14 protein-coding genes and 3 pseudogenes are annotated in these 17,582 nt (G+C 70.3%); 9 read left to right on the forward strand and 8 right to left on the reverse strand.

Going from position 1 to position 17,582, the window contains the following annotated elements; genetic code table 11:
* Window positions 1-126: pseudogene (locus tag ACZ514_RS30880) on the forward strand (IS5/IS1182 family transposase); the annotation flags it as partial.
* Window positions 127-305: 179 nt separating this feature from the next.
* Here ACZ514_RS30880 and ACZ514_RS30885 read toward each other — a convergent pair.
* Both ACZ514_RS30885 and ACZ514_RS30890 read right to left on the reverse strand, forming a co-directional pair.
* Window positions 306-1,883, reverse strand: coding sequence for a transporter (locus tag ACZ514_RS30885; protein WP_469126205.1), 1,578 nt, complete (start codon window positions 1,881-1,883; stop codon window positions 306-308).
* Window positions 1,859-2,656 carry an ABC transporter ATP-binding protein gene (locus ACZ514_RS30890; RefSeq protein WP_469126206.1) on the reverse strand — a complete coding sequence of 266 codons (798 nt, stop codon included), beginning with the start codon at window positions 2,654-2,656 and terminating at the stop codon, window positions 1,859-1,861. The genes ACZ514_RS30885 and ACZ514_RS30890 overlap by 25 nt, the downstream gene beginning before the upstream one ends.
* An 891-nt stretch (window positions 2,657-3,547) precedes the next feature.
* Between ACZ514_RS30890 and ACZ514_RS30895 the strand changes: the two genes are divergently transcribed.
* The 4 genes and pseudogenes from ACZ514_RS30895 to ACZ514_RS30910 all read left to right on the forward strand — a co-directional run.
* Window positions 3,548-4,165, forward strand: coding sequence for a GNAT family N-acetyltransferase (locus ACZ514_RS30895; protein ID WP_469126207.1), 618 nt, complete (start codon window positions 3,548-3,550; stop codon window positions 4,163-4,165).
* A gap of 1,328 nt (window positions 4,166-5,493) precedes the next feature.
* The gene (locus ACZ514_RS30900; RefSeq protein WP_469126208.1) at window positions 5,494-5,676 is read left to right on the forward strand and encodes a cold-shock protein; all 183 of its coding nucleotides are present in this window, start codon (window positions 5,494-5,496) and stop codon (window positions 5,674-5,676) included.
* A 126-nt stretch (window positions 5,677-5,802) separates the two neighbouring features.
* Window positions 5,803-6,138 carry a ferredoxin FdxA gene (fdxA, locus tag ACZ514_RS30905; protein WP_468164418.1) on the forward strand — a complete coding sequence of 112 codons (336 nt, stop codon included), beginning with the start codon at window positions 5,803-5,805 and terminating at the stop codon, window positions 6,136-6,138.
* 191 nt (window positions 6,139-6,329) lie between these two features.
* A pseudogene (locus ACZ514_RS30910) lies at window positions 6,330-6,506 on the forward strand (transposase family protein); the annotation flags it as partial.
* A 273-nt stretch (window positions 6,507-6,779) separates the two neighbouring features.
* Here ACZ514_RS30910 and ACZ514_RS30915 read toward each other — a convergent pair.
* The 3 genes and pseudogenes from ACZ514_RS30915 to ACZ514_RS30925 form a co-directional block, all read right to left on the reverse strand.
* Window positions 6,780-7,321 (reverse strand): annotated as a pseudogene (locus tag ACZ514_RS30915) (transposase); the annotation flags it as partial.
* 1,085 nt (window positions 7,322-8,406) lie between these two features.
* The gene (locus tag ACZ514_RS30920) at window positions 8,407-9,069 is read right to left on the reverse strand and encodes a hypothetical protein (protein WP_469126209.1); all 663 of its coding nucleotides are present in this window, start codon (window positions 9,067-9,069) and stop codon (window positions 8,407-8,409) included.
* A gap of 309 nt (window positions 9,070-9,378) precedes the next feature.
* Window positions 9,379-9,975 carry a DUF5956 family protein gene (locus tag ACZ514_RS30925; protein ID WP_469126210.1) on the reverse strand — a complete coding sequence of 199 codons (597 nt, stop codon included), beginning with the start codon at window positions 9,973-9,975 and terminating at the stop codon, window positions 9,379-9,381.
* Between the two features lie 718 nt (window positions 9,976-10,693).
* Between ACZ514_RS30925 and ACZ514_RS30930 the strand changes: the two genes are divergently transcribed.
* Window positions 10,694-11,431: a 3-keto-5-aminohexanoate cleavage protein gene (locus tag ACZ514_RS30930; RefSeq protein WP_469126211.1), complete on the forward strand. Its 738-nt coding sequence runs from the start codon at window positions 10,694-10,696 to the stop codon at window positions 11,429-11,431.
* A 17-nt stretch (window positions 11,432-11,448) separates the two neighbouring features.
* On the opposite strand, the gene ACZ514_RS30935 is transcribed toward ACZ514_RS30930, so the two are convergent.
* Entirely contained in the window at window positions 11,449-11,769 is a 321-nt protein-coding gene (locus tag ACZ514_RS30935; protein ID WP_469126212.1) for an STAS domain-containing protein, read from the reverse strand.
* Between the two features lie 288 nt (window positions 11,770-12,057).
* Between ACZ514_RS30935 and ACZ514_RS30940 the strand changes: the two genes are divergently transcribed.
* On the forward strand, window positions 12,058-12,414 hold the full coding sequence (locus tag ACZ514_RS30940; protein ID WP_469126213.1) for a hypothetical protein: 357 nt from the start codon (window positions 12,058-12,060) through the stop codon (window positions 12,412-12,414).
* A gap of 122 nt (window positions 12,415-12,536) precedes the next feature.
* Here ACZ514_RS30940 and ACZ514_RS30945 read toward each other — a convergent pair whose 3' ends face one another.
* Window positions 12,537-12,956, reverse strand: coding sequence for a hypothetical protein (locus tag ACZ514_RS30945; RefSeq protein WP_469126214.1), 420 nt, complete (start codon window positions 12,954-12,956; stop codon window positions 12,537-12,539).
* Between the two features lie 517 nt (window positions 12,957-13,473).
* Window positions 13,474-14,343 carry an alpha/beta fold hydrolase gene (locus ACZ514_RS30950; RefSeq protein ID WP_468164432.1) on the reverse strand — a complete coding sequence of 290 codons (870 nt, stop codon included), beginning with the start codon at window positions 14,341-14,343 and terminating at the stop codon, window positions 13,474-13,476.
* Between the two features lie 119 nt (window positions 14,344-14,462).
* On the opposite strand from ACZ514_RS30950, the gene ACZ514_RS30955 reads away from it, so the two are divergent.
* Entirely contained in the window at window positions 14,463-15,047 is a 585-nt protein-coding gene (locus ACZ514_RS30955; RefSeq protein ID WP_468164434.1) for a TetR/AcrR family transcriptional regulator, read from the forward strand.
* A 212-nt stretch (window positions 15,048-15,259) separates the two neighbouring features.
* Complete coding sequence (locus tag ACZ514_RS30960) at window positions 15,260-17,407, forward strand: hypothetical protein (RefSeq protein ID WP_469126215.1); 2,148 nt, start codon at window positions 15,260-15,262, stop codon at window positions 17,405-17,407.
* Window positions 17,408-17,582: the final 175 nt, after the last annotated feature.

Genomic DNA, 17,582 nt, shown 5'->3' on the forward strand with positions numbered 1-17,582 from the left:
GAAGTCGAGCGGACAATCAACCGGCTCAAACACCACCGGGCCGTCGCCACCCGCTACGACAAACGCGCCTACGTTTTCCACGGCACCATCACCACAGCAGCCATCAGACTCTGGCTCCGCGAATGATCCGCCGGACACAACCTAGGCGAGGCCGCCCTCTATGAGGTCGCTGCGGTACTGGCTGTGTCGTATTCCGCGACGGATGCGCTGTACGAGGTTCGGGGCCCTGGGGTGACGTTGGAGAGCCAGCGGCGTCGCAGGAGCGACCCGATCCCTCGACGGGGTGGTCGTGTCCGGTCGGTGGGTCAGGACATCCGCAGGGTGGTGAGGATCTCGGGCGCCTTGTCGAACAGTCGCTGTCCCATGGTCCGCAGGGTGATCAGGACGACGAGCAGGCCGTATGACGTACCCAGAGGCAGCAGCAGCCACAAGAAGGGGGCGCCGTTCAGGGCGATCGCGCCCGCGATTACCGGGGCGATCGCCACCAGGCCGAGGATGGAGCTGAAGAAGTTCGCCAAGTGGTAGCCGCCGCTCTGGCCGGGGGCGCTCACGCTCCACGGGTCCTCGGGGTATGGGTAGGGGTGGAACACGCTGATGACCATGCCCATCGCGAAGGTCACCCCGAGCAGCGCGAAGCTGACGCCGAGAGCGGCCGCGAGCTGGTCGGTGCGCCCGGTGACGAGGGCGGCGCCAGCGGCGACGGCGGTGAGCCAGGGCGCGATGACCACCAGCTGGGGGATCAGCCGGCCGGCGAGTTCGGCGCGGGCCTGCGCCACGGTGCGCAGGGTCGCGACGTTGCTCCAGATCGCGGAGCCGTCGAGGGCGAACATCACTCCGGGGACGGTCAGTCCGAAGACCCAGGCGCCGCCGACGGCGGCGTACGGGGTCCGCATGCCGACCCCGGCCATCACGACCGGGAACAGCAGCGCGTACGCCAGCGCCGCGATCATCGTCATCCGGTGCCTCGGCGACCGTGCGAAGGCGCTGAACTGGTGGTGGGCGACGAGCAGGGTCCGGCTGGAGGTCAGCAGCCGGGCCCGCAGGCCTGTCGTCCGGCCCGCCCGGACTTTGACGGCATGGGCCGTAGAGGCGTCCGTCGTGGTCATCAGCCGGGTCAGGGAGCCGTGCCACCACACCATCAGCAGAGCGATCAGGGCGGCGGTCCCGGCCAGTTCGAGCAGGGCGGCGGCGGTCCTGCCGTCGGCGGCGGCCCGGATCGCGTCGGCCGGCCAGCCCGGCGGGGTCCAGCGCAGGATCCGTGCGACCAGGGGCGGCAGAGCGAGCCCCGAGCTGGCGGTGGTCAGCAGCAGGTAGGTGGTGTAGCCGCCGACCGCGGTCAGGACGCCGCCGAGGGCGGCGGCGTCCTTGCCGCGCCGGCCGGTCAGCGCGCGGGCGAAGGAGGCGAGTACGGCCCGGGAGGCGACCACGCACAGCAGCAGTATGAGCGGCACGGCGAGGACGGTGACGACCGCGGCGGGGAAGCTGCTGAACGCGCCCTCGGCGGCGCCGACGACCGCTCCGGTGATGAGGATGAGCGTGCACAGCGGCCCCGGGCCGATGAGCGCGGAGGCGGTGGCCCCGGCGATCAGCGTGCGCGGCCGGACAGGCAGCACGGCGAGGCGGGTGGGGTCGGAGCTCTCGTCGCCCCCCGCGCCGAAGGACAGCGGCAGCGCCAGCCAGGCGACGGCCAGCCCTGCGAAGGCCAGGACGGCCAAGTCGGGCCCGTCCGGCTCACCTTGGGCGCGGGCGAGGCCGATGGCCGCGTAGCAGGACCCGGCCAGGCTGATGCCCGCCCCGGCCACGAAGCCCACGGCGCGGGCGGTACTGCGGCGCAGACTGCTGCGCAGGAGGGCGAGTTTCAGCCCGACGAAGACCCCAACCATGCGAGGCTCCCTCCCTTCGCCTTCCCGACCGGGGCGCCCACCAGTTCCATGAAGCGCTCGTTCAGGTTCCGGCCGGCCCGTACCTCGTCGAGCGTGCCGTCGGCGACCACACGCCCCTTGGCCAGGATGGCGACGTGGCTGCACAGCGCGGCCACGAGCTCCATGACGTGACTGGAGAAGACCACCGTCGAGCCGGTCGCGGTGTACTGGCGCAGCACCTCGCGGATCGTCTCGGCCGATACCGGGTCGACGCTCTCGAAGGGTTCGTCGAGGAAGAGGACCGGAGGGTTGTGCAGCAGCGCGGCCGCCAGACCTATCTTCTTGCGCATGCCGGTGGAGTAGTCGACGACCAGCTTGTCGCCGGCCTCGGTGAGCCCGAGCACGTCGAGCAGCTCCTCGGCGCGCGCCTCGGTGTCGGCGGCGGAGAGCTCCCGCAGCCGTCCGGTGTAGCGCAGCAGTTCCCGTCCCGACAGCCGCTCGAACAGGCGCAGGCCGTCGGGCAGGATGCCGATGCGGTGCTTGGCCTCGTATGGGTCCTGCCAGACGTCGTACCCGGCGACCCGCACGGTGCCCGCGTCGGGCCGGAGCAGGCCGGTGATCATCGACAGACTGGTGGTCTTGCCCGCGCCGTTGGGTCCGACCAGGCCGTAGAAGCTGCCCCGTGGAACGGTGAGGTCGACTCCGCCGACGGCGACCTTATCGTCGAACTCCTTGCGGAGTCCGCGTACTTCCACGGCCGCCGGGACCGCGTCGCCTTCAGGGGGGTGTTGCATGGTGCTGTCTTCCTCCTGGTAGGGGGATGTGGGATGGGGCGTACGGTCGGATCGGCGGGGGCCAGCGCGCTCAGCGGGCCGGGATGGCCGGAAAGGCCAGGTTAGCCGTTGGGTATTGGGCGCTGTGCGAGCGGTATGCGGCACGCGGATGCCGCCGAGGCAGCACCCGACGACGCGGCTCGGCGACCGGCCACCACCAGGGGTTCGCGGGCCAAGGCGGCTTCGAGCCCGGGGGCGCGGGCCGTCGGCACGGGCCCCAGCCCGGCTGCTGCTCACCCGGGGACGGGTACGGATTCGACATCACGACCCCCTGACCGGTCGCGCACGGGCGCTCCTCCCACCGCTGGACACCTCCAGCCTCATCCGCCGCCCGCCACCGCGCACCCCCACGACCCGCCCCACCCCGGGCCGGGTCGGCGCCGCCGGGACGAGTGCGGCGCCGGGATGTCGTGAAGTGCGGGCTGCAGGGCACCTCGAGCCAGGACTTGTCGCCGTTCAGGACGCAGGGTCTGGCAGAGGGCGCAGAGGTAGCCGCCCTGACGGCTCTCTTTCGGAGCTGGGGAGCCGGGCCCGCTGTCCGTTGGGGACCCCGGCCGGGTCAGCCGCATGCTCGTCCGCACGCAACAGCCTGCCCAGTGCCCGCGCCGCAGCCACGAGCTGCGGAGGGTCGCCCCAGGCGTTCGCTCGGCCATTGGCGCGCTCATCCAGCGCGGAAAGGTGGACGGCCCTGACCACCAGGTATGCATGTCGGCCGAGCGCCAGCAGCGAGCCGAAGTAATGGACGGGCGGGACGGATGACCGCAGCTCCGAGGCGTCGCCGTTCAGAGGTGACCTGGTCGTGTGACGAATAACAGGGGGACACCGAGCGGGGAGGTCGCACACAATGCGGCCATGGTTGATCAGGTTCAAAGTGCTCCCCGCCCCGACTTTGTCAGCAAGCCCACGCTGAGGGGAGAGCGGGTACTGCTCCGGCCGGTCACGGTGGATGATGTGCCCGCGCTGCTGCCGATGTTCCGGGACACCGAGGCGTCACGGCTGACTGGCAGCCATGACGACGGCGAGCCCGATGAGGCGCGGATACGCACCTGGTACGAGACGCGAGGAGACCAGGGTGACCGGCTGGATCTTGCCGTGGTCGAGCAGGCGACGGGGAGCGTTATCGGCGAGGCGGTGCTCAGCGAGTGGGACCCGGGCAACGAAAGCTGCAGCTTCCGTATCTGCCTCGTGCCCGGCACCTACGGGCACGGTCTAGGGACGGAGGCGACGCGGCTGATCGTCGGATACGGCTTCGAGGAACTGGGCCTGCACCGCATCTCGCTGGAGGTCTACGCGTTCAATCCGCGGGCTCGCCGCGTCTACGAGAAGGTGGGCTTCGTCTCCGAGGGAGTACTGCGCGATGCGTTGCTGTGGGATGGCAAACGGGTGGACACGGCGGTGATGTCGATTCTGGCGCCGGAATGGTCCCAGCACCGTGGGCGGCCGGGAGCGTCCGGTCACATGTCGGTCTGACCGTGCCACGGGTCGTCATCGACCTCAGCAGGTCTCCTTCGCCGACTCCGCGCTCGTACATGCGCTCCTGGACGCTCACACCGGGCACGACCTCATCCTCACCGGCCCGCTTCCCCACTACCTCCACCTCCTGCTCGACAGCTCCGGTACTCGCCACTGCTTCATCTTCGCCCCCCGACAGCGGGCACACCTGACCGGCACCCTGCCGGCCACCGCCAGCGGCCCAGACCGCGCGACGCCAGGCAGTGCGCCCTGCGGCAGTCCTGGCCGCCGCAGGACGGCTCATCGCCCCGGAGCCAGGTGAGCGTGAGCGGCTTTCCGTCCGCCAACGCTGGGGACCTCCACCTGCGCGGCCGGGCGCCGCAACAGAAGCCAGTCGCCGCCCACCGCGACCGCCTGCGCAATCCTTCGCCCAGCGGCATGGTGACGGAAGCCACCCGACTGACTTCCGGCCGACCGCAGGATGATCCGGCACCCGTCGGTCGGCGGGCTGAGCGCAAGAAGGCCGCGCACGCCCTGGTTCACGAGCTCCTCCTCGCTCAAGGTCGCGCACGCCGGGCGATCGCCCGGCACCTGGGTGGGGGCCTCAGCACAGTGCTCAGGCACGCGAACGCCGCACACTGGCAGGACACCATCCGCGAGAACCAACCCCGATCCAGCAGGCTGGACCCATACAAGCCCTACCTGGAGCGACCCTTCGCCGAGGGATGCACCAGTGTCACCCACCCACCCCCACGGCGAACTCGTTGCCAACAACGCGCCCGTCACCTACCAGATGGTCCGCAGCTACACCGCCACCCTCCGCGGGGCTCCGGCCGGCGCGCCGCCGCGGCCTCCGACGGTACGGCGGCAGGTGACTGGCTGGCTCACCCGACGCCCCACCGCGCCAAGTGAGAAGAACCGCGTCGGTCTGAAGGGCGTCTTGGTACGCTGCCCAGAAGTGGACACGGTCGCCGGACACGTCCGCGACTTGGGCGAAGTACTGACCGCCCGCCTCGGCGTCAGGCTCCCTGCCCGGATCGACGCAGTCGACGCAAGCCAACTGCTCCGGCCTCACGGGCTTCGCACTGCACCTGCTCCGGGACCTCGATGCCGGGACCGCCGGACTCACCCTCCACTGGAAGCTGCGGCAGCATCAAAGGCGCCGTCAACCGAATGGCGCCCCGTTTCCTCTGTCCACTCCGGCTGGCTGAAGTTCGGCACGGCTTCTCCCTCGTATTCAGTCGTTCGAGCGGGCCGGTGCCGTCCGGGGCGGCGCCTTCACCGCCGCAGCCGTTCCACCGTGCAATGATCAATCCGTAATCGACTGACTACGCAGTGGAGAGGTCATGGCGGAGCGCGAGAACGGCACCGTGAAGTGGTTCAACGACGAGAAGGGGTGCGGCTTCACCACCCCGGAGTCCGGCCCCGACCTGTTCGTGCACTTCCGCGCGAGCCAGGGGAACGGCTTCCAATTCCTGAAGGAGGGCCAGAAGGTCGGGCAGGCCGACGAGGTCCAGGTCACCGGCTGACCCCGTCACCGCCGGCCGAAGGGTCGGCGTCCCCGGCGAGCCACAGCTCCCGCCCTGCATCCGGTAACGCGCCGTATGGCACGCACTGAGCAATCGATCAGATCGATTCGGACGAGAAAGCGCCACATGACCTACGTAGTGACTGAGCCTTGCATCCGGTGCCGGACCACCGACTGTGTGGCCGTGTGCCCCGTCGACTGCTTTCGCGCAGGTGCAAACATGCTCGTTATCCACCCGGAGGAGTGCATCGACTGCGGCGCCTGCGAGCCCGAGTGTCCGGTCAGCGCCATCTTCGAAGAGTCCGAAGTCCCGACGAAGTGGTCGGAGTACAAGGAACTCAACGCGGAGTACGCCGCGAAGTGGCCGCTGATCACTGAGCAGACCGATCCGCCCTCTGGCTGGGAGAGCTGGAGGTACGTCGAAGAAAAGGCGGATTACTTCAGCTCGGAGCCCGCTTCCTGAGCCGACTCATCCGCCGTCGTCGGTGGGGACGCAGGGCTCGTGGGGGCCGAGGACGCAGCGGAGGTCACTCGGCACTTTCAGCTTCCTTCCATGCACCGCGGACCCAGTCGGCGGCCCTCCCCCACCAGGAAGGCTTCGGGCAGCAGGCGGCGTGCGGGCAGCACAGCCGGGTGCCGGAGTAGTTCTTAGGACACAAACGCAACGGCATGAACGTCCAAGTCCTCACCGATCCGTCCGGACGCCTCCTGTGGGCCTCACCCGCACAGTCCAGATCGACTCACGACCTGACCGCCACCCGTACTCACGGCATCGTCGACATACTCGCCGAGGCAGGCGTGAAGCGCTGGGCGGACAAGGCTTACCAGGGCAAGTCGTCCAGGGCCGATACGGCGGCGTCTTTGCGCTCCGGTGTGCGGGCCGAGACCAGCAGGACGTCCAGGCTCGGGCAGGAGCCGACGGCGAGCAGGCAGGCCGGCGCTGGAGGGGGCGCCGGGCCGGAACAACTCAACCAGCTCGGTCGTGATCAGGTCCAGGAATTCCTCGCCGTGCAGGGGCGCGGGCCCGAAGGCGAGCAGCCCGTCCTGAAGGCTGTTGCAGAAGGTCTGGTTTTGGCAGGTCGAAGCGGAGCCTGACCTGCTGTTTCACCACGTCATGGCGAGGTTGTGCATGGTGGCGACGGCCTGGACCGCGTGGTGGAGGCCGTCTCCCTTCTGACGGCAGTCGCGGAGGATCTTCCCGTTCTTCATCCGGGCGAAGGCGTGCTCACGCGTGCCCGGACACGTCGGTGTTCGGCGTTGACTTCCTCCTGGCCACGCAGGAGGGGGCGTCCGGCTCTTTTGCGGTGAGGGACGATCAGGCCGGTGCCGAGGCAGGCGCCGTCCGCGATCACCGTCGTCCCGGCCGCCGTGGCCGGCAGGTCCGACTCCCGCCAGACGTGGGCGTCGGCCTTGTTTCCCGGCGCTGGCCGGGCCGAGGCGATGACCAGGCGGCTGTCTGCGTCGACGATGACCTGCACGTTCGCCGGGAACCGGTAGTTGCGGGAGGAGGCTGCGACGGTACGGTCGCGGACCGGGATCAAGGTTCCGTCCACGATCCACAGCCGGTACACGTCGACGACCGGCCGCGGGGCGGCCTCCAGGGCCAGCAGCAGACGCAGGCGTTGGATGACCCGGCAGACGGTGGCCCACACTCACACTTCAACGCTGGGCTCGCAAACAGACCACCCTGTGGTGCACAGCTCCACCCCCATCAAAAAGGGCTGCTGACAGCCGTCGGCCTACACGCGCTCCAATTCCACTCGGAGCGGCAACTATCCAGGCTGACAGGTGACCTGGACAGCTCACTGGGCCGGACTGCTACTGATCGTTCTGGTGGTAGGCACGGGCAAGGAGACCGGCGAACGCAACGGCCCGCTCTACGCTGTATCGGCCACTTCGAATCTGCTGAAGCAATGCACGGCCTACCTGCTCGGGAGTGAACCCGTTTCTTGCCAGCTCTCGAACGGCCTCCTGAACAGGCCGCGGTGCTTGCCTATAGGCACGCTCACTCCCAGCCCCGGGCGCTGTTCCGGCAAGGACAGGTCTTTGCCCGGCTGGTGCAGCAGCTTGCAGGGGGGCTTCGAAGAGCAGTTGCTGTTCCCTGGGAGCATCTCCAGCAGGCTGGCTCCGCGGTTGTCTCACATCTCTTGGGAAGAGGTTCTCATCCAGCGGCCTGAGATGAGGCCTGGCGCGGACCAGGATGTTTTGGCCGAATGACAAGGTGCCCCACACGTATGTGGCCTGGCTGCTCGCCGTCGGTGTGTCCTTGGGTGTAAGGGGCCCTAGACCGGCCAGCGCCGGTCCCTTTGGCGTGTGCGAGCGTCTTCGAACTCCGCGTGGAGCCGGCAGCTCCCACGTGCGAACCTCTCCACCCGGCTACCCCCCACGCTGCCGGCAGCCGAGGGCGAAGGCCGCGGCCGGGCTGCCTGTCGGCGCAGCAGACTGCGGCCCCTACCGCCGTCGCACACGGGATGGTGTCCGTGTCCCTGCCCGAGCCCTCCGCCAGCGCTGCTCCCGGTTACGGGCTCGGTCCTGATCAGCCGGCCTTCTCCCGGGATGCTTGGAGCCGCCCGCGGCGTACTTCACCGCCCTGGGGAGCGGCAGCGCCGCGCGCGCAACGGGGATGTGGATGGATTGCTGGAGGGTAGGGCCCATAGAACTGGCGCGGGCGCCCCTAGACGTGGGACGGCCAACGAGGGCGTTCCACGTCTCGGGGGCAGGTCCGGTTCGGTCAGGGTGCGTTCAGTCCGAAATCCTGGCGGCTGACGTTGCTGGCGCCGGGGCTGTGGATGTTGTTGTTCGTGGTGATGTTGTTGAACATCGGGATGACGCCGTTGAGGTTGACGGGGAGGATCGACACGGGGCCCCCGTCTCCGTCACCGTCCCCGTCGTCTCCGCCGCAGGTGCCGCCGGTGATGGTGGTGGGGTCATTGACCGAGTCGCCGGTGCCACTTGCGGGAACGATCACCACTGCATAGTTGTCGACGAGGCACGGGCCCTCCTCGGCGACCTTGACGGTGAGGGTGAGCGTGTAGCCCTCACCGGGGCCCAGCGGATCGCTGTCGCAGTTGATCCTGTTGTCCCCCTCGAAGGCGCACGAAATGTTGACATCCGAGTCGATGACCGTCTCCCCTTGGACGAAGGTCACGCCTTCATGCTGGATGGTGTCTTGCATGACCGTCCCGCCGGCGGTCGTCTGATCGCCTGTGTTGGTAACCGCGAGCGTGTAGACACCCTGCCCGCCCTTGGGGAAGCTGCCGGAATGCGTCTTCGTGATGTCGATCTGTGCCGCGGCGGACGCGGGAGTCGCCCCCAGGGCGAACGGGAGGGCGATACCCAGTCCCAGGACGGTGGCGAGGGCGGACATCCGCCGCCCCAACGTGTGCGTGACCATGATGGTCCCCTTGTCGTGTGAAGGTCGCCGTGCTGCGGCTCCGCCCGCGAAGCGACGGGGGGACGCAGTACACGCGGGACGCCTGCACGACAGGAACGCACCGGTGGACCGCCTGATCACGGGCGCGGTCGCCGTTTCACTCGATCGCCCCGCCGCATCCGGGTGGAATGAGCGGCGTGTTCGCCGTCGTCATTCCGTACAACGGTGGCGTGCTCGGCCGGTGCGAGCGGTCTTGCTGGTCCTCTCCACCGGCGAGACCAGCGGGTCGCGGTGCCATCCTTACGCGTCCACCCATGCGTTCAGCTGCGCTCACTGACTGTGGTGCGGAGAGCCATCAGCCGTGCGCGCGGTACGGCGGAAGCTGTGCGCGTCCTGCTCCCCACCGATCTGTCCCGGCGGCCCGCTCACTCCTTCGGCCTGGAGCTCGGCCGCGCACAGCTCCGCGAACGCAGCCGACAGCCCGACGAGCACACCACGGGTCTCGGCGTGAGCACAGAGGTGGTCGAGAACGGCGTCCAGATCCTCGAACCGTCCCACCGGGCGCAGCAGCCACAGCCGGCCGGTGGGACGCGGCGGGATGCCGCAGCGAGCCAGGTCCGCGGAGACGTCCTCCTCTTGCGTCTCCTGCTCCGACTTCGTGACGGGGTGGCATTCGACATCCACCACTCGACCCGATGCGTCCAATGTGGCGTCGATCTGCCAGCGAGTCGACCGATCCGGTACCCAGGTCCGAGCTTCCGCCGGCCACACGAACGGCAGAAACACCCACATCGGGGCCTCCGGCGAGAGGAACCAGCCCAGCTCCCCCAGCTCCCGCACTTCCGGCAACCGGGCCGGTTCCAGCTCACTGCGCCCTGAGCGACGACCGGCCAGCCGATGCGGGCTTCCACTTACATCCCATGACATACCGGACTACAGTAGCCAAGGTTGTGCACCCGTGATCGCTGCCCCGGCCGCCGGACCGGCCCGAGAACGTGCGGCTCACCACTCGTGCGTCCTCGGACGGGTCGTCGATGTGGTCGCCGCTCTCACTCTCGGCCCGGTAGTACGCAGCCCCCATCGGCGCCTGTCTCCCCTCAACCCGCTGACCGAATCGCGGCCAGAATGACCGGTCGGACCGGTACCTCCTGCAGGTCACAGCCATGCGTTGACCGGCGGCCGCGGCCAGCCGCTCCCGGTCTCGAAGCAGGGCGTCCAGGTAGGCCCGCAGGTCCGGCAGGTAGGAGGGGTCGGTGCGGAAGTTCGCCTCCGATATCCGAATCCCGGCTCGGCCGCGGTGGATCTTCCACCGCCCACTCGACGACAACGACCTCAACGCGCCCTGGCTCTTTCCGACTCAGAGACCTGGCGACCCACTGGGCAGCAAACAGCTCAGCCGACGTCTCCGCAAGATCGGACTCCCTACCGAAGCCGGACGATGCGCGGTTCTGCTTGATCTCTGCACGCAGATGCCTCCCGCGGTCCTTCAGCGCCTGCTCGGCATCAGCCCCACACAACCCCACGGGTCGATACACGTAGGGCCTCCAGTGCGATTGAGGTCGAGGCTGGTCGGTTCATCACGGAGCCCCTGGGCTTTGAGTACGGGCCGTGAAGGGTGCCCATGGTGTCTGGCAGAGTTCTGTCCATGTTGCAGGTGTGTCTGAACGGAGCACGGAGTCAGAGCGGGAGCCGTTGGGTTCCCGTGACGCCTGGGGAGTTGGCGGCCGAGGCTGCGCGTGCGGTGGCGGCTGGAGCGGAGGACGTTCACCTGCACCCCAAGGGGTCCGAGGGTCTCGATTCGCTGGAGCCGCAGGTAGTGGGTGCGGCGGTGAGCGCGGTGCGTGCCGCGGTGCCGGAAAGGGTGCGCGTCGGGGTCACCACCGGGGCATGGGCGTTGCCGGACCCGGGGCGGCGGGTCGAGCTGATCCGGTCTTGGACGGTGCTGCCCGATCATGCCTCAGTGAACTGGCACGAGGACGGCGCTGAAGCAGTGGCCGGTGTTCTGCTGGAGCGTGGCATCGGTATCGAAGCCGGCATCTGGTCGGGTACCGATGGGGCCCGCCGGTTCCGTGTCTCGCCGCTGGCCCACCGGGTGCTGCGTGTGCTCGCTGAGGTAACCGATACCGGCCCGGGCACGGCAGTGGTCACGGCCGCGGCCTTGGTGCGGGAACTCGGGAAAGGGCTCACAGTGGCTGTGCTGCTGCACGGCGAAGACGGCGGGGCCTGGCCCGTGCTGCGAGCGGCAGCCGGCCTGGGACTGGACACGAGGATCGGTTTGGAGGACGTGCTGGTGCTGCCGGATGGCTCGGTCGCAGAAGGCAACGCGACGCTTGTACAGGCCGCGCGGAAGATCCTTGACCAGCACCCCTCCCGGCGGTCTTGACCTCACGCAGAAGTTGGTCAGGCTGCCTGGGTCGGGCTGTCGCGGATCGTGAAGAGGGCCAGCGCGCCCGTCATCTCCAGCAGCCGCTCCAGCCGGTGCGGCAGCGGCCCCGCCAGGACCAGGGGACGGGCGTTGCGCAGCCGGATGAGGGCGTTGAGGAAGGACGAGTCGGCGAACGTCACACCGGTGACGTCGAGGACCAGGAGCCGGGCGTCGGCGCCTTCGCCCTCGCAGGCGGCTTCCAGCTTCCCCGTCGTGTCCAGGTCGAACTCGCCGGAGCAGGCGACCACCCACACGCCGTCGGACTCGGCCCTCACCGTCACCTTCGGCGACTCCATCCACGCCTCCCGTCCGGACCGGGCCGGCCCTACGTCGGCCCCTTGCCTGCGACCGTACGCCCTCAGCAGCCGGAACAACACCGTGCCACCGGGGCCCGGAGCGTGCTCGTGGGGGTGAACAGCCCACCGGGTGTCTGCCGTCCTGCCACGAGGAAGTGGGGTGGAAGGCCCGCGATGTGGCTGTGCGTCGGGCACTCACGGATCCGCGCCGACCGTCCCGGTGCAGGGGGAAGAACGTCTGTGTTGGAAGCCCCTCGCGTTCTGGCCGTTGGCGGATAACCTGCCTTCATGCCGCTGAACGTCCCCAAAGAGATAAAGCGTGTGAACAAGCAGGTCCTCGTAGAGCTGAGCTCGCAGAGCGAGCGCCTCAACCTCGGCAGGGGACGCGAGCCAGGATGGCTGGATCAGTACCTGGCCGATGATGCGACGGGGTCTTTGCGGGCGATCCTTCTTGAGCGTCATCCCAAGCCCTGTTATCGCTGCCTCGTCCTGATGAGGCGGGCCAGCCGGGAACTCGAGCACTTCCTGCTCGACGTGCTGCCGGAGGATTTCGACCGGCTTGAGGACATCGTCGGCGAGGATCTGCTCACGTTCACACGCTGGGCGTTGTCACAGATACCTTTGAGTCCTCTTCCTGCGGAGTAGGAGGTTCATTCGACCGACCGCAGGCAGTGCTCTGGGGGTCCAGCGGGTGGCGGCCGCCAGTGGTCTTCGGCGGCGTGTCGGCGTCAGCCGATGGGCTGACAGAGGTGCCATGCCTGTGATCGCTACGGAGGTGTCGTCTTTCGGCGTCCGACCGTCGGTGGGGTGGCGGTGCTGGTCAGGCAGTGGTCGAGGAGTGCGTGCATGCGCAGGGCGGGGAGGGACGGGTTGGCCGCAGCGCCCTCTGCGGTGTGGGAGTCGGCGAGGAGGGTCTCCAGGGCTTCCGGCGTCAGGCTCGGGTTGGCGGCAGCGGCCCGGCACACCGACTCGTCGGGGTCTTCCAGCAGGGCCTCGGCCAGGGCGGGGCCGGCTGCCGCGAGGGCGCGGACCTCGGGGTCCGGGTGGCCGATGAGGTGGGTCAGGCCGGTACCGGGCAACGTGGGCAGGGTCAGCAGGTGCGGGCGGTGGGCCGGGCGGGTGACGAAGACGTCCAGGAGGAGGTGGGGCGGAGCCAGCGGGTGGTGGCAGGCCAGCCGGATCCGCACCTCCTCGTCGTCGTCCTGCGCGAGTGTCCCGACGGGTTCGGCGGCCCGGCCGGGCCACTCGTCGGAATTGTCCGCCCTCTTGATGCGTTCGATCCGCCGGCCTCGCGGGGTGTGGAAGGGCAGGAGGTGTCCTTCCAGTTGTCCGGCACGTCGAGGGCGGTGGCGTGCGGGAACTCGGCGAGCAGCTCCAGCGGAACGGAGTCCCGCCGCGTGAAGCGGTGGTCGGCGGGCACGCCCAGGACCCGGGAGCCGGTGCAGAAGGCCGGGCCGACGGTGAGGTCTGGCTCTTCCACCGGCAGCCAGACGCTGTGGTCGGTGGCCGCCCGGCTGATGACCCTGTACGCCGTGCCCGGCTCCGCGTGCGGCGTGCAGGGCTGCCCCCTCGCCCGTCGGAGCGCGGACCGGGGTTCCGGTCTCATGCCGGAGCCGAGGGGCAGCCGCCCGGGTTCCGGTGGCCGCGCCCGTCGCGGCGCGGGTCGGCCGTCGGCTGATGGCCGACCCGCGCCGCAGGGTGTGATCAGCGAGCCAGGAAGGCGAGGATGCGCTCGTTGACCTCCTGCGGCTTCTCGGCGAGCAGATGGTGGCCGGCGCCTTCGATCATGGCGCCGTCCGATCCGGGGGGCAGCATGGCGATGATCTCGGCGAGTGTCGCCTCGTCGACCACGGGGTCCTCGGTCCCGTGGAGGTACAGGGTGGGCTGGGAGGGCAGCTTGTTCAGCACGCTGACCATTTCCCATTGCGGGGTGCCGAACGTCGCGGCCGGGAAGTTCTGCCGGTAGAGCTCCAGGCCGAGGTGGAGCCTCTCGGGCGTGTTGAGTCCTTCCTTCATGGCCTTGCGGTCCTCGGTGGAGTCGTAGCCGGGGACGGTTCCCGTCCAGTGGTCCCAGAGCCAGTCGAGGTAAGCGAGGTTGTCGGCCGCGACGAGTTGGTCGGCTATGGCCATCTGGAAGAAGTAGAAGTGGACGTACCGCTCGATCCTGCCGGGGTCCGCGCTGTTGCGGTCGTAGAACGACAAGGGCGGTACGTCGTTGACGACCACCTTGGCCCACCGCTCGGGCGCGGCCGCGGCGGCGCCCCAGGTGGTGAACCCGCCCCAGTCATGCCCGATCAGGACCGCGTCGGAGCCGCCGCCGAGTGCCTCGTGCAGGCCGTTGGCGTCGGCGATCAGGTCGGGAAGGCGCATGCTGCCGTCCAACGGCACCTGGGACGGGGCGAACCCCCGCATGGTGGGTACCACGGCGTGGTAACCCGCCTCGGCCAGCGCGGGCATGAGGTACCGGTACAGGTGAGGCGTGTCGAAGCCGTGCAGCATCAGGGCGAGCGGCCCTTCTCCTGCTTCGACGTAGGCCAGGTCCAGGCCGTTGACGGTGATCCGCTTGTGCTCCATTTCCAGCTCCTTGGCATCCAAGAGTCGCTAAAACGAACGTTCTAACTAGCCGCAAGCTAGCACGGGGCCCGCGCGACCCACAAGCTAGAACGAACGCTCTACCCAGTAAGCTTTGCCGCATGGCGAACACACCACAGCCGGGCACCCGGGAGCGCATCATCCACGCGGCCTCCCTGCTGATGCAGCGGCAGGGGTACGAGGGCACCGGCATCAAACAGGTCGCCCAGGAGGCCAAGGCCACGCTCGGCTCGGTCTACCACTTCTTCCCCGGCGGCAAGCAGGAGCTGGGCGTCGCCGCGGTCCAGCACGCCGACCAGGAGTTCGCGGAGCTGCTGTCGGCCGTGCTCTCCGCGGAGGCCGACCCGGCGAAGGCCATCGCCGCCTGCGCCCGCGAACTCGCCCGCCTCCTGCGCGAATCCGGCTGGGTGGACGGCTGCCCGATCAGCGCGACAGCGCTGGAAACCACCGGGCGGGCCCCCGACATCGAGCAGGCAGTCGCCCAAGCCTTCCAGCACTGGCGCGACTTGGTCGCGGGCACACTTCGCGAAGCCGGATTCCCGGAGGGCGACGCGCACGACCTCGCCATCACCGTCATCAGCACCCTCGAAGGCGCCGAGCTCACCGCGCAGGTCGCCAAGAGCGAGACGCCGCTGACCGTCGCGGGCGAGCACCTGGCCCGGCTCATCAACTCCTACAAGGGGTGAGAGCCGGCCGGCCTCCCGTGCCGGCCTCGCCGCCGGGGCCGGGCGGGCGGACGCAGGCCCCTTCGGCAACAACGGCTCCAGCACCGGCCCCGCTTGAGCTTGTCGATGCACGGCTCGACGGGTTCTGCTGCGCCGCTTCCTTGAAGGCCCCAAGGCCTACCTGCCGGACCTGCTCCGAGCGGATGTCAGAGGTCCCTGGGAAGATCACGGCCATGGAGCTCCTCACCACCCTTGCCGGGCTCGACGCCCACCCCTGGTCCACTGTCAACCACGCCTACGGCCCCGCCGAGGACCTGCCCGCTCTGTTGCGCACCTTCGCCGAGGGCGGTGAGGACGCCGAGGGGGCACTGGAGGAGCTGTACGGCTCGATCGTGCACCAGGGCACCGTGTACGCGGCCAGCGTCGACGCCGCCCCGTACCTTGCCCGGATCGCCGCCTGCGGTCGGCAGACCGTCGACGCGCTCCGGCTGCTCGGCTGCCTCGCCGAGAGCGAGGACGAGTACGGCGTCGGGCCGGGTGCTGTCCGGGCCGCTGTGACCGCCCAGCTGCCGTTGCTCATACCGCTGCTGGCCGATGAGGACGCCGCCGTCCGGCAGGCGGCCAGCTGGACGGTCGGCCACACCCGGGACACCTGCACCGCCCTGCCCGCCGTCCGGGCCCGCCTGGCCGCCGAGACCGAGCCCGCTGTCCGGGCCGAACTCCTCACCGCGTACTCGCGGTTGGACCGCGAGGGCGCCGCCGCCGAGGCCCGCGCCCTGCTCGGCCCGGATACGCCCGCGCCGCTGCGCCTGGCCGCCGTGTTCGCCGCCCTGGAGGCCGGGGAGCCGTGGCTCGCCGCGCACCGCGACGCGGTCCTCGGCCTGTTGCCCGCGCGCGAGACGGCCAGGTCCGGCTACGCGGACGAGCACCGGGAGCCGCTGCGCACCATCGTCGAGATCCTGCTGGGGCGAGGCACCGACGCCGACCGCGAGAGTGCCCTCGCGCTGCTCGACACCGCGCTGCGTGACGAGCGCCCCGAGGTGCGGGCCGAGGCCCTGTGGGCGGCCGACCGCGCCTGCACCCTTTCCCGCAGCGCCCCGCAGCGGCTGATCCCCGCGGTCGCCCCGCTCGCCGCGGAATGGGCGGCCGCCCAGTTGCTGGGCAAGATCGGCCCGGCCGCCGCCAAGGCCGCCCCCCTCCTCGCCGAACTCGCCGCGCAGCCGGACGACGAAGCCGCCGACCAGGCCCTCGCCGCGCTCGTCCTGGTAGCGCCGCAGGCCGCCGCCCCGCTGTTGGCCCGGGCCCTCGGCCGGCGCCCGCGCGCCATGCAGTGCGCCGCCGGGTCCCACGCCCCTACTGGTGCGCCCTTCCCGTTCGATGCGGAACTGTTCGCCGCGGTCCGCGCCCGTCTGGCCGCCAAGGCGCTGGAGCGTTCCGAGGGGCGCAAGGACTGCGGCTGCCCGGCGACCGAGGAGCACAACGACACCGCCGGGCTCGTCCACCTGCTGCGGCAGTGGGGCCCACAGGCCGCCGGGGCGCTGCCCGAACTGTGCGCCATCCTGCCCCGGTTCCAGTACGCCGCCACCGCGATCACCGCCGTCGCCGCAGGCATCGGGCCTGAGCAGCGCCAGCAGGCCGCCACCGCCCTCCGTACCGAGGCCCGGCAGCTGTTCGTGGCACAGGCGTTGCACGAGCTGACCGGCGAGACCGGCCCGCTGTTCGCCGCCGCCGAGGCGGCGCTCGCCCCCGGTGCGCGCGGCGGCGTCGAGGGCGCACGCGCCTTGGCCGACCTCGGCCCGGCAGCCGCCCGCCTCGTCCCGGCCCTGCGGACGGCGCTCGGCCGCACTGTCGACCGCGACACCGCGCCGGAGGTGGACACCGACCTCGCCCTGGCGCTCGCCCTGTGGCGGATCGCCGGTGAGGCGGCCGAGGTCGTCCCGGTGCTGGCATCGGTGATCGACAGATGCCAGCACCGGCGGTGGTTCCACTGGACGGCCGCCCGCGCCGCCCGCGAGATCGCCGTGCTAGGCCCGGCCGGGCGCCCACTGACCGCACGGCTCCAAGCTCTCCTCGACGACCCGGCCCAAGCACCCTCGGCCGTCCTCGGGCTGCTCACCGTCGCCGACCCGGCCGGCCTCGACCGCGCTCGGCTCGCCGAGGCGGCGCTGCACTCGGCCGAGACCCGGGCCGACCTCAAGGGCGCCTGCGACGCCCTGCGGGCCCTCGGTGCCGCCGCCCTGACGCCCGAGCAGCACGACCGGCTGACCGTGCTCGCCACCGGAGACCGCCGCCTGGTCGTCTCCGGGTCCGACCACGCGATGATCCGCGAGGACGAACTGCTGCGCGCCGCGCTGACATCTCTCCTCAACCAGGTCGGCTGAGCCCCAAGGTCTGTCTTGCGCATCTCGCCGGCGCCCAACGCCGCGTGCCCGGGAAGATGCGAAAGGCAGGACCTCCGCCCCAACCCTCCACCATGCGGCCTGCGGCACACGTGTCAGAGCCAGGCATTCGTGCGGCGCCCGGTCCACGGGGCCGGTGCACGGCCCGGCCGGCGCT

The organism is Streptomyces sp. NPDC034086, from assembly GCF_055575515.1.